Raw genomic sequence first — 11,869 nt, 5'->3', positions numbered from 1 at the left:
GGGTCATCCAAGATTGGAAAAAGCGGGGCATCACCCCGCTTTTTTCTTGTCCGCGGGTATTTCTAAAGCGCGTCGCAATCTTTCAGATTCGCTCCTGGCGCTTTAGGTCTTTGTTTTTACGCATGTCGTTATCGCAAAACCGCCGCACATTTTGCGCGACATGCGTTAGGCAAACGGCAATCAGCCGTTTGAGATCGCCATGCTGTGATCCTCGTCGGCGCCATGTTCGAAGAGCGCACGGATCGCCGGCCATTTGCGACGGAATGCGGCAACGCAGGCCGGGTCGAAATGCGATCCGCTGCAGGCGATGATTTCCTCGTAAGCCCGTTCGATCGGCCAGGCTTGTTTGTAAGGCCGATCGGAACAGAGCGCTTCGAAGACGTCGGCGACGGCGACGATGCGGGCTTCGATCGGGATCGTGTCGCCGGACAGGCCCTTGGGATAGCCGCTTCCGTCCCATTTCTCATGATGGCCAGCGATGATGGCGGTTGCGACGCGCGAAAGCTCGGCGGAGCTGTTGGCAAGAATGGCGACACCGATCGGGACATGCTCGCGCATGCGTTCGATCTCGTGCCGCTCGAGCTTGCCCGGCTTCTGCAGGATGGCGTCGGGAATGGCGATCTTGCCGATATCGTGCAGGGGAGCGGCGAGATAGATATTGCGCCGCTGGATGCGGTCGAGGCCGAGGCCTTCGGCGATCAGCTCGGCGATATTGGCGACGCGCTCGATATGGTCGCCGGTATTGCCATCACGTGAGGCCATCGCCTGGGCAAGGCACCAGATGATCTCCTGTTCGCGCATGTCGGCCTGTTCTGTGGCATGGCGGAAGGCCATGTCGAGTGATTTTGCCCGGTCGGCAAGCGCCAGCTGGGCCTTATGCAGGGCCATCAGGTTGAGGACGCGCGCCTGCAGTTCCAACGGGTCGAAGGGTTTGGCGAGAAAATCCGTGGCGCCGGCCTCCAGCGCTTCCAGCCGAACCGCCCGCTTCGCCTGCGAGGTGATCATCACGATGGGCACATCCTGATAGCCCGGCTAACAGCGCAGCCTGCGGATCATCTCGATACCGTTCATCTCAGGCATCATATAATCGACCAGGACGACGTCGAAATCGACGGCCTGGCAGCGAGCAAGGGCTTCGAGCGGATTGGTGAAGCTTTCGACCGCACAGCCGGCGAAACCACGGACGGCGGTCTCAAGGGCGAGAAGGCTGGACTCGCTGTCGTCGACGATAAGAAGAGGCATGGACGATCCCGTTAAATCCCAGAAACAAACAGGCTGCCCCTCATCGGAGGGCACGTTCGTCGCCTCATCCGTGCCGGCAGCTGAACATCATTATGAAAGCCTGCATCATGCCGCTTCTTAAACGGCGCCTGCCGAAATACACCAGGCGTCGCCGCAGACAAGCTTGTGCCTGCGGCCTTAAAATAGAGTTTAGGCTGCAATGAAAAATTGACGAACGGCAATTATAACGTGCGCTGCGTACCGGAAGCAGGCGGAATTTCGGGACCGCCCGGCTCTATATTCAAGTCCAACATGTTTGTTTCGCGGCGAGCTCGGCCAGCTATTTCATCGGTTTCATCGCAGGGCGCGGTAAAGCTGTCTGTATGCTCCGCTCAGCTCTGGCTCTGGCTTTGCATCTGTCCGCCATCCTCGACCTTCACGGTGACCGATAGCGTTTCGCCCGGCGTGCCGATGCGCATGCCTGAAATCGGCGCGGCGTCACGATAGCAGAGGCCGGAGGCGACGCGGACGTAACGGGCATCCGGGCAGATCTCGTTGGCGGGATCGAACCCGACCCAGCCGAGGCCGGGAATATGGGCCTCGGCCCAGGCATGGGTCGCGGCCTGTTCGATCTTTTCCTCCATCATAAGATAACCGGAGATGTAACGCGCCGGCACCTGCAGCGCGCGGGCGGCGGCAATGAAGATGTGCGCGTGGTCCTGGCAGACGCCGCTCTTCCTCTCTAGCGCCTGTTCGGCTGTCGTCTCGGTGTTGCTGGTGCCGGGCTTATAATCGACCGTCTCGTGGATCGCGGCCATCAGCGCATGCATGCGGGCAAGCTCGTTATCGCCACCAACGCCCTTGATCAGATCCTTCACCAGCTTGCCACCCTTGGTTAGCGGCGTGTCGCGCAGGAAGAGCCAAAGCGGGCAGAAGCCGGTATGCGGGCCGGTGACGCCGTTGTTGTCCCCCGTCTCGACCTCGCCTTCGGCGAGGATACGTGTCACCTCCTGTTCGCCTTCCAGCGAGACCAGGTTGACGTGATTGCCGTACTGGTCGTCATATTCGACCTCCGGCGTCGCGCCCTCGACCTTCAGGGCCCAGCCGAGTACTTTTTGACTGGAGTTCGTTGGCGGCGTCAGCCGCAGCCGTTGCAGCGAGAACTGCGCCGGTTCGTCGTAGCGGTATTCGGTGAGGTGGCTGATCTTCAGTCTCATGTTGTTATCCGCTTATACATAGAACCGGTAGCCATCGGAAATTTCCGCGCCGAGCTTGTTGTTGCGCGAGACGAAATCCTCCAGGAACTCGTGCAGGCCCTGATCCATGATATCCCGGATCGCCCTCGTCTGCAGGGTGGTGCGGATTGAATCCGCGGTGTCGTGGGCAGGAAGCCGCTCCTCGTAATCCTGGGCGAGATAGCCGAGATTGCTGACGATTTTCTCGTAGCAATAGGCAAGCGAGCGCGGCATCTGGACATTGAGGGTCAGGAAGTCGGCGATGTTCATCGCCCGGTATTCGCCGTCATAGGCCCAGCTATAGGCGCGGTGCGCGGAGACCGAACGCAGGATCGATTCCCATTGCACATTGTCGAGGGAGGAGCCGACTGATAAAACCGAGGGCAGCAGCACGTAATATTTCACGTCGAGGATGCGGCTGGTATTGTCGGCCCGCTCGATGAAGGTGCCGATGCGGGCAAAATTATAGAGCTCGTTGCGCAGTGTCGAGCCATGGAAGGCGCCGCGGATGAGTCCGGCGCGGCGCTTGATGACATCGATCACCTCTGGCATTTCGGCCGCCTTGACGCGTTTTTCGAGCAGCGACTTCAAGTCGATCCAGCATTCGTTGGTGGCTTCCCAGGTCTCACGCGTCAGCGCCGTGCGCACCATGCGGGCATTGTTGCGGCCCGAATCGATGCATGACATGACGCTCGACGGATTGGTGCGATCGCGCAGGAGATAGTCGATCGCGTCGGCGTTGGTCAGCTTGTTGTGGCCTTCGTCATAAGCCTCGCGCACGCCCGCGCTTTGCAGCACGCCATCCCAATTGTCATCGCCAGTGCTGCTGCGGGTCAGCGACATGCGCAACCCCGCATCGATCAGGCGGGCTATATTTTCGGCGCGCTCGATGTAACGAAACATCCAGTAGAGGCCGTTTGCTGTTCTTCCGAGCATCAGTCCTCCAATACCCAAGTGTCTTTGGTGCCGCCGCCCTGGCTGGAATTGACCACCAGCGAGCCCTGCTTCAGCGCCACGCGGGTGAGCCCGCCCGGAATGATCTGTACCTTGTCGGATACAAGCACATAGGGGCGAAGGTCGACATGGCGCGGCGCTATGCCCTTGTTGACGAGGATCGGCACGGTGGAGAGCGACAGCGTCGGCTGGGCGATGTAATTGTTCGGCTTAGCCCTCAGCTTCTCGGCGAAATCGGCGCGCTCCTTCTTCGACGCCGTCGGGCCGACCAGCATGCCGTAGCCGCCTGAGCCGTGCACCTCCTTGACGACGAGCTCTTCCAGGTGTTCCAGCACATATTTCAGGCTGTCGGCTTCCGAACAGCGCCAGGTCGGCACGTTTTCGAGCAGCGCCTTGCGGCCGGTATAGAATTCGACGATCTCGGGCATATAGGAGTAGATCGCCTTGTCGTCGCAAATGCCGGTGCCCGGCGCATTGGCGATGGTGATGTTGCCGGAGCGGTAGACATCCATGATGCCGGGAATGCCGAGCGCGGAATCGGACCGGAAGGTCAGGGGATCGAGGAAATCGTCGTCGACGCGGCGGTAGAGCACGTCGATCGCCTCGTAACCGCGTGTCGTCCTCATCTTCACCTTGCCGTCGATGACGCGCAGATCCGCGCCCTCGACCAGTTCGACGCCCATCATATCGGCGAGGAAGGAATGCTCGTAATAGGCGGAATTGTAAATGCCCGGCGTCAGCACGGCGACCCGCGGTTTGCCCTTGCAGCCGGGAGGGGCAAGCGAGGCGAGGCTTTGACGCAGCAGATAGGGATAATCCTCGACGCGCTGCACCTTGTTCTCGTGAAAGAGCTCAGGGAACATCTGCATCATGGTTTCCCGGTTTTCCAGCATGTAGCTGACACCGGAGGGTGTGCGGGCATTATCCTCCAGCACGTAAAACTGGTCCTCTCCGGTGCGCACGATGTCGGTGCCGACGATGTGGGTATAGACGCCGCCGGGCGGCCGGAAACCGATCATTTCGGGGATGAAGGTGACATTGTTCTCGATCAGCTCGCGCGGAACGCGGCCGGCGCGGATGATCTCCTGCTTATGGTAGATATCGTCGAGAAAGGCGTTAAGCGCGATCACCCGCTGCTCGATGCCTTGGGCGAGCTTGCGCCATTCGCGGGCGGAGATGATGCGGGGAATGATGTCGAAGGGGATGAGTTTTTCGGAACTGTCGGCATGGCCGTAGACCGCGAAGGTGATGCCGGTCTTCCGGAAGATGTTTTCCGCGTCGCGGGATTTGGCAATCAGATGCGCCCGGTCTTGGCTGTTGTACCACTCGAAGTATTTTTCATAAGGCGGGCGAGGACTTTCGTCCCCGGTAATCATTTCATCAAATGCCAAAGGCTCGGCTCCCCTTTTTTGTTCATTTGAATACAACGCAAATGGCAATGCAAGAACCATGCGCATTTCGAGGAAAAGATTTTGCGCTGCGGGAAACGGGTGAAAATCTGGGCATTTAAAGTGATGCGGTGCGGCATGGCGGATAGCGGATCTCGAGGCTTGCGCAAAATCTGAGCATGTGATTGTTTTTCGTTCGGCTACTGCATAATTTCACCCTTAAATCGACTCCGCTTTGAGGGTGAAATTATGCAGCAATCAAAGTGCTACAACGTCCTTTGCGCCTCTCGAAAAGACGCGCGGCGCTGTAGGTGGTCGAATATGGTCATGCGCGGGCAACCGCCGGCTGGCGCGACCGCCACTGGATCGCTGCCATCAGCGAAATTTCAGATAAGCATCAACGCTTCGCCTTTGACGGCGGCGGCCGGGTAGGGCTATCAGCACGGCACCTCTTCTCTCCCGAGCCGCTCCATGTCCCTCGATCGCCTTGCCCCCGCCGTCTTCGTCCTGCTCTGGTCCACGGGCTGGGTGGTGGCGAAATACGCCTCGCTGCATTCCGAGCCCTTCACCTTTCTTTCGATACGCTATGCGCTGTCGGCGGCGGCATTTCTGGCGCTCTGCCTGGTGGTGCGGGCGCAATGGCCGAGCCGAGCGACGGCGCTGCGCGCCGTCTATTCCGGCTTCTTCCTGCATGGCTTCTATCTCGCCGGTCTCTGGTGGGCGATCGCCAATGGCGTGCCGGCCGGCATATCGGGCATCATCGCGGCGCTGCAGCCGCTGTTGACGGCGATGGCAGCTCCCTTCCTCATCGGCGAGCGGCTGCAGCAGGCTCAGAAACTCGGCCTTGCCCTCGGCTTCATCGGCATTGCCATCGCCATTTCGCCGAAGCTGCTCGATCCGGCGACTGCCGATCTCACGCATGCCGCCCTGCCGCTGGCGATCAACCTCGTCGCCATGGCGTCCGTCACCTACGGCACGCTCTATCAGAAGAAACACCTGCAATCCGGCGACCTCAGAACCATCGCGACCCTGCAATATATCGGCGCGCTGATCCTCACCCTGCCGCTTTCGCTGATCTTCGAGCATCAGCACTTCGACGGCGCCGCGCAGGCCTATGGCGCGCTCGCCTGGTCGGTCTTCGGTCTGTCAATGGGAGGCGTCGGGCTGCTGCTTCATCTGATCCGCCGCGGCCAGGTCTCACGCGCCGCTTCGTTGATTTACCTGATGCCGCCAGCTGTTGCTCTCGAAGCCTTCATCGCCTTCGGGGAACCGTTGACCCTGCCGTTGATCGTCGGCACGGTCGTCGTCGTGGCCGGTGTCTATCTGACGAACCGCAGGGTCATGCAGCGGGTGGAAGCCAGGGGATAGCTAAGCGAAATACGACATGCTTCAATGAAAAGAGGCCGGCTAACCGGAATGTGGGATGTCGCCTGTTTGTCCGAGAGCCGCGAGGCTTGATGCAGGCAGACTAAATCAGCCCCGTCACTTGAATTGAAGCTTTTTGGACAAAGCTAACAATTGATCAGATGAACTGCTGAGGACCTTCTGGAGCATCGTATCCCTTGCCGCGATTGTCGGGTTGACTATGGCTGCTCATGCAGTTCTCGGTTTTTGCGGTCTTGTCGAAAAGGCATATCTCAAATCCATCCTCGTCAACATAGAGGCTCACACAGGCCTCTCCCGAACTGTCGCCCGGCGTGCAAAAAAACTCCAGCTCTTCGTCGAATTCGCCATCTGGCATACCGGCAGATGCCAGCCCAAACGGACCGGCACCAGCAAGAATTGAAGTCAACACGAACAGCTTCCATAGTAAGGGAGGGGGCGACATGTGTGGCGCCTTTACTGGCGGAAGAATCGGGTTCCGCTCACAGTACCACCGCGAGGACCAGTACGGGTGACCGAGCACGAGGCGTCGGCGCGGCTACATGTCCGCGTGCGGCTGGCAGTTCCGCCATAGGGTCCGACGGTATTGCGGGTTGCCGTGCATGCCCCGTCGGCGCAGGTCCTGGTCTGCTGGCTCGATCCGCCATAGATCCCGGTTACCCCGCGCGTCGCGGTGCAGCTTCCATCCGCGCATTCGACCGATCGGCCATACGCGTCCACACGCGCCCGAGGATGGGCGCCATAGACAGCCCGCGGAGGTACGGCGTAAACGGACCAGCTCCGATACCAGGGATAGCGGACATAATAGTTGTCCCAATAGGCCTTGTTAAAGGTGACGACCGCAACCCCGACAGTGGCCGCAACGGCTGGCGAAAGCACGACGGGAGCACCATTGTAGACCACTTGGACATAGCGCGCGGACACCCAGCCCCGATAGCTGGCGAAACCGATATCGCACCAGGTATAGCCCGGCAGGCAGCCATGGGTGACGATACGTGCGCCGACCGGAACGACAACGACAACGGGGTATCCGGTTGAGGGCCTAGCCCTTAGATTGACGTTGCCCGTGGCCACCGCGACGGTGGCTGCTGCTGCCATCGACGCCATGGAAATCACCAGGGCAATCGCGACGCATAATCTCTTGATCATATCCCTATCCTTTACGATGGACCCGCGCCTGCGGAGCCTTCCGAGCATGACGTTAGGCTGCGGATATCGCTCACCCATCTCGCGGGCGTAGAAATTTGTAGCTTTTTGTTGCATTGGCCGGGGTCAGTGGGCCTGAATGCGGTCCGTCCCCGATCGTTCGCCGATGATGCGGCCATCGGTCAGCTCGATCGTCCGGTCAAAAAGATCCAGCGAACGGGGATCATGGGTGACAACCACGATCCCGGCGCCCCTCGTGTCGGCAATTTGCCGAAAGAGCTCGATGACCTGACGCCCGCGAACGCCGTCGAGCGCTGCCGTCGGCTCGTCGGCAAGGATGAGGGTCGGATCGTTGGCCAGGGCACGGGCAATCGCCACGCGTTGCTGCTCGCCGCCGGATAGCCGTGATGGACGGTTGCCGACACGATGTGCGAGACCGAGCCCCGTCAACAGGAGTTCAGCATGACGACGGGCGTCACGGGCGGGCACATCATCGATCTCCATTGCCAGCGCAACATTTTCCGATGCCGTCAGGAAGGGAATGAGATTGGCCTTTTGAAACACGAACCCGATGTTCCGCCGCCGGAAGTCGCGCAACCGGTCGAGTTCCTCTCCGGCCCTCGAGACAAGAGTGCCGCGAATTCTCACCTCGCCGTCGCTTGGCGGCTCCAGCAGCCCGGCGATCAGAAGCAGCGTGCTTTTTCCCGATCCGCTCGGTCCGAGGATCGCAACCAGTTCGTTGGCACGGATATCCAGCGAGACCCCGTCAAGCGCCTTAACGATGCTGTCGCCGCTGCGGTAATGCCGGGCCGCATCGCGCACCGACAGGATTGGCTCCGCCGTCACGACAGCACCTCCTGGGCCCTGACCTTCAACGCCCGCCAGATCCCGAGCAGGCTTGCAAACGCGCAAACGGCCCCCACCGCAAGCGAAAGCCCGGCAAAATCCCATGGATCGATGACCACCCTTCGCGGGAAAAACGGGAAGACGAGCTTCGACATCGCCAATCCGAGTGCAAGCGCGCCCGCGCCGATCAGGAAGGATTGCTGGGCGATCATGGCGACAATCACGCTGTTTCGCGCACCGATGAGCTTCAGCATGGCGATCTCATGAAGTTTTTCCATCGTGAGCATATAGATGATGAGCGAGATGACGATCGCCATCACCACCAGAAGGACGCTCGTGAATGCCAGGATCTGCAATCTGAGGCGCCAGAGACGTTGATTGAGCAAAAGGTCGCGCTGATCGGCGCGGGAGAGAATATTGGCATCTCCCCAGGACAGGACGTTGGTTCGCACTCGATTCTCGTCCGCGCCATTGTCGAGAGTGACAAGCACGGCGGCGATCTTGCTGTCCTGCTGAACGGAGCTTTTGGAGGCCGCCGCGGCGCCTGTTTTGCCCGCAGCGGCGCGCGCAAGCAGGATTTCTTCACTTGTACGGCGCTGGGCGATCGCCATCGCGTCGTTGACGGTAACGAACATCAGTCCATCGCCGCTGGCGTCCACCATGCCGCGCGTCAGGCCGACGATCAGATAGTCGTCCTGAGCGAGTCGCACCCGATCTCCAAGCGCAAGCCCGATGCTTTCGTCCGCGATTGCTTCGAAATGACCGGCGGCAAGGTAGCGCCCCCGCTGCAGTTGAACCCACTCGCCTCGATCTTTTGGAAAATCGAGACCGGTGATGGAGGCGCGCAGATCGCGCCCTTCAAAGCCGAACTGCTGGTTTATCTGGACAAAGCGCCGGACCGAAGATACGCCGGTCAATCCTTCAACGCGGTGGTCCATGTCTGACGAAACGGCGGAACTTTCGGAAAATGGGCCGGCTCTGCCCCCTTGTACCACCCAGAGATCCGCACCGATCTTCTCCACGACGAGAAGCGCGTCTTCCACAATGCCGCGGTAAAGACCAACCATTCCGGTCGATGCCGTGATGAGGAACCCGACGCCGGCCATGGTCAGCAGAAAACGCAGGAAATTGTATTTGACGTCCTTGAAGGCGAGATTCATCGTCTGGCCCCACCCTCTGCAATCTTCATGCCGAAATAGACATCGTGCGGCTCGCTCAGGATGACATCGCCCGGTTGCAGCCCCTTTACTACTTCCACGAACGGTCCACCGGCGTCTCCGAGCGTTACCGCGATCCAGTAAGCCCGACCGCTGTCAACGATCCAGACGCCCGGTTTCCCCTGTCGCCGTTCAATCGCGGCGGCCGGCACGGCAAGCACACCTTTCCTGGTGTCGATTTCGATCGTCGTCATCCCGCGCTGACCAAGAGCCCAGTTCGGCGGCAGTGTGTCTGGGCGCAGATCGACGGAAAATTCACGCGTTTCCGTGTCGACTTGCCTGCCAATGCGAAGAACCGTCGCCATTATAGATGCTCCCCTGCCGCCGCCATTGAACCGAATGACGGCCTTCTGGCCTGGCGAAAGGCGAGAGATCGAACTCTCGTCGAAACGTGCCGACAGGATGATCGAAGCCGTATCAACGAGCTGGACGATCTCCGAGCCCGGGGTGATCGTGTCGCCGACGTAGTGATCGCGCGAGATAACGACGCCGTCAAAGGGCGCGTGAATGGTTCCTTCTTCGAGTTTAACCCGCTGAACCTCGGCGGTCGCAGCGGCTGAGGCCTCCAGAGCCCTGGCCTGCTCGATCGCCGCCTTTGATCGATCGAAGTCGGCTTCAGCCTGCCGGAGCGTCGCCACCGCCGCATCGTAGGATTCCTGACTTGCGATGGTTTTTTCGAGCAGCATCTTTTTGCGATCGAAATTCTGCCGGGCATTTGCGAGTGCCGCTTCGGCGTGCTTACGGTCGGCGATCGCCAGATCGACTGCCTTGCGGGCGGCTTCGAGCGAGGCCTGCGATGCGCCAAGCTCACTCTTCAGATCATCGGTGATGATCTCGGCAATGATCTCGCCCTGCTCGACCCGGTCGTTGCGATCGACGCGCATCTTCGCAATTACCCCCTGCAGCCTCGAGCTGACCAGGCTTATGCGCGTTGCGTCCAGCGTGGCGGGGCCGGTCAATACAATGGTCAAGTCGACAGGCTCTGCGGTAAATTGCTCTACGGCATGCGACATGAGATAGCGGTTGCCCAACCAGACGGCGCAAATGGCGGCTAGCGCAATTGCGGCGCCGCCGGCACGTCTGAACCGCCCGCCGGGGCGCGAAGGCGGCCGGGAGCCGATAGCTTTGGCATCGATGAAAGCGCCGCCGTCCGCCGGGACACCGGCATGTCTGCCGGTGTCCTTGCTCTTGGCGGTTCGCCTCGGCCGAGCGCGCGCATCTGTTATTTTCTGATCCATGCCATCACTTCGGAAGAACTTCGGCGAGCGTGGCCTGGCACGTCGGCGTCAGGTTCGCCCTATTTGCCTGGAGGCAGGCGGCAATCCGTCCGCCGCCGGGCTGAACGCCCTGGCAATATTGCTTTAGATCAGCCTTGCAAGCTTGGACGACTTTCATTGCTTGGGCCCGCATTTCCGGCGTCATCTGGCTTTGAGCCATGGCGGCGGCAGGTGCTGCGCAGGCGGCGGCGACAATAGCGATGCTCAGCCAAGGGGTCGGAATCAGGCGATTGATAACGTTCATATCGTTTCCTTTCATTCACGTTGCCTTTTCTTCGTCTATCTGATGGGAAGCATCAGCCTTCGCTGGGAGCTTCGATGGTTCGCCCGTTCTCGGGCGAGCGAGGTCGGGTCGTCGCCGCCTTTCGGCGTGTGACTGGGCCGAAGAGAATGGTGAATTTCTGCCCGAATTTAGAGGCCCCGCGCACCTCTCGAATCATTGCGCTCCATTCGGAAAACACGATGCGCAGCGGATGGTGCGACTGCGAGCCGCCGCGAAGACCGTAGGTCAGCGGCTTGCCCTCCGGCGCTTCCGCAAAGGTGCCGAACAACCGGTCGAACAGGATCAGCGTGCCGCCGAAGTTCTTGTCGAGGCACTCGGCATCCGAGGCATGGTGAACCCGATGATGCGTCGGCGTGTTGAGTATCCATTCGAGCGGCCCGAAACGGGGTGAGAGTTCGGTATGAAGGAAAAACTGATAGGTGAGGTTTGCCGCGAGCGCCGCGACGATGGCGAACGGGTGAAAGCCCAGAAAGGCTAGCGGCAGGTAGAACAGGAAATGTCCCGAGATATTGGCGGTCCAGCCGAGGCGCAGTGCCGCGGTCAAGTTCATGCGTCTCGGTGAATGGTGAACCGAATGGGTGGCCCAAAGCCAGCGGATATGATGGGAGGCGCGATGATGCCAATAGTAGATGAAATCGATCGCCAGGAAGAGAAGGACCGCTCCGTCTACCGTTGCTGCGTCGATATTAAAGACGCGGTGCTCGTAAGCCAACATGAAGGGAAGAGCGATGATCGCCGCTTCCAATCCGCGGATGAGGGAATGACCAGCAGCAACGCCGAATGTCGCGGCCGTTTCCCGCATGTCGTGGAGGTCGTGATGCGCGAGCCTGCCGATCAGATATTCGAGCAGCATGAAAGACGCCGCAACAGTGAGAACGCCGAGCCGTATCGAAACTACGGAATCCAAAGGCGACATGGC

At 60.2% G+C, this 11,869-nt stretch carries 11 protein-coding genes and 1 pseudogene; 1 reads left to right on the top strand and 11 read right to left on the bottom strand.

The genetic code is table 11. The annotated features are described in order from the left end of the window. Positions 1–180 precede the first annotated feature (180 nt). From OLZ32_RS39210 to OLZ32_RS07885, 4 genes and pseudogenes are all read right to left on the bottom strand, one after another. A pseudogene (locus OLZ32_RS39210) lies at positions 181–1,242 on the bottom strand (HD domain-containing phosphohydrolase). Between the two features lie 371 nt (positions 1,243–1,613). Continuing rightward, positions 1,614–2,438 carry a transglutaminase family protein gene (locus OLZ32_RS07895; protein ID WP_264397533.1) on the bottom strand — a complete coding sequence of 275 codons (825 nt, stop codon included), beginning with the start codon at positions 2,436–2,438 and terminating at the stop codon, positions 1,614–1,616. 12 nt (positions 2,439–2,450) lie between these two features. Next, positions 2,451–3,392 (bottom strand): alpha-E domain-containing protein, encoded by a 942-nt coding sequence (locus tag OLZ32_RS07890; RefSeq protein WP_003542019.1) that lies wholly within the window; start codon positions 3,390–3,392, stop codon positions 2,451–2,453. Beyond that, a complete protein-coding gene (locus tag OLZ32_RS07885) occupies positions 3,392–4,801 on the bottom strand; it encodes a circularly permuted type 2 ATP-grasp protein (protein WP_003542016.1) in 1,410 nt (469 codons plus the stop codon). The genes OLZ32_RS07890 and OLZ32_RS07885 overlap by 1 nt, the downstream gene beginning before the upstream one ends. A gap of 468 nt (positions 4,802–5,269) precedes the next feature. Here OLZ32_RS07885 and OLZ32_RS07880 point away from each other — a divergent pair, with 468 nt between their 5' ends. Beyond that, positions 5,270–6,166, top strand: coding sequence for a DMT family transporter (locus tag OLZ32_RS07880; RefSeq protein ID WP_264420454.1), 897 nt, complete (start codon positions 5,270–5,272; stop codon positions 6,164–6,166). Positions 6,167–6,320: 154 nt separating this feature from the next. Here OLZ32_RS07880 and OLZ32_RS07875 read toward each other — a convergent pair whose 3' ends face one another. The 7 genes from OLZ32_RS07875 to OLZ32_RS07845 form a co-directional block, all read right to left on the bottom strand. Further along, positions 6,321–6,593 (bottom strand): hypothetical protein, encoded by a 273-nt coding sequence (locus tag OLZ32_RS07875; protein WP_264397535.1) that lies wholly within the window; start codon positions 6,591–6,593, stop codon positions 6,321–6,323. A gap of 44 nt (positions 6,594–6,637) precedes the next feature. After that, positions 6,638–7,330 (bottom strand): SH3 domain-containing protein, encoded by a 693-nt coding sequence (locus OLZ32_RS07870; RefSeq protein ID WP_264397536.1) that lies wholly within the window; start codon positions 7,328–7,330, stop codon positions 6,638–6,640. 123 nt (positions 7,331–7,453) lie between these two features. After that, entirely contained in the window at positions 7,454–8,173 is a 720-nt protein-coding gene (locus OLZ32_RS07865; RefSeq protein ID WP_264397537.1) for an ABC transporter ATP-binding protein, read from the bottom strand. Then, entirely contained in the window at positions 8,170–9,333 is a 1,164-nt protein-coding gene (locus OLZ32_RS07860) for an ABC transporter permease (protein ID WP_264397538.1), read from the bottom strand. The genes OLZ32_RS07865 and OLZ32_RS07860 overlap by 4 nt, the downstream gene beginning before the upstream one ends. Beyond that, positions 9,330–10,628 (bottom strand): efflux RND transporter periplasmic adaptor subunit, encoded by a 1,299-nt coding sequence (locus OLZ32_RS07855; protein WP_264397539.1) that lies wholly within the window; start codon positions 10,626–10,628, stop codon positions 9,330–9,332. The genes OLZ32_RS07860 and OLZ32_RS07855 overlap by 4 nt, the downstream gene beginning before the upstream one ends. Before the next feature lie 4 nt (positions 10,629–10,632). After that, positions 10,633–10,926: a cysteine rich repeat-containing protein gene (locus tag OLZ32_RS07850; protein ID WP_130787475.1), complete on the bottom strand. Its 294-nt coding sequence runs from the start codon at positions 10,924–10,926 to the stop codon at positions 10,633–10,635. Between the two features lie 37 nt (positions 10,927–10,963). Continuing rightward, on the bottom strand, positions 10,964–11,866 hold the full coding sequence (locus OLZ32_RS07845) for a sterol desaturase family protein (protein ID WP_264397540.1): 903 nt from the start codon (positions 11,864–11,866) through the stop codon (positions 10,964–10,966). Positions 11,867–11,869 lie beyond the last annotated feature (3 nt).

Source organism: Rhizobium acaciae (genome assembly GCF_025941625.1).
Lineage (GTDB): Bacteria > Pseudomonadota > Alphaproteobacteria > Rhizobiales > Rhizobiaceae > Rhizobium > Rhizobium acaciae.
This window is presented reverse-complemented; position numbering and strand designations above follow the sequence as displayed.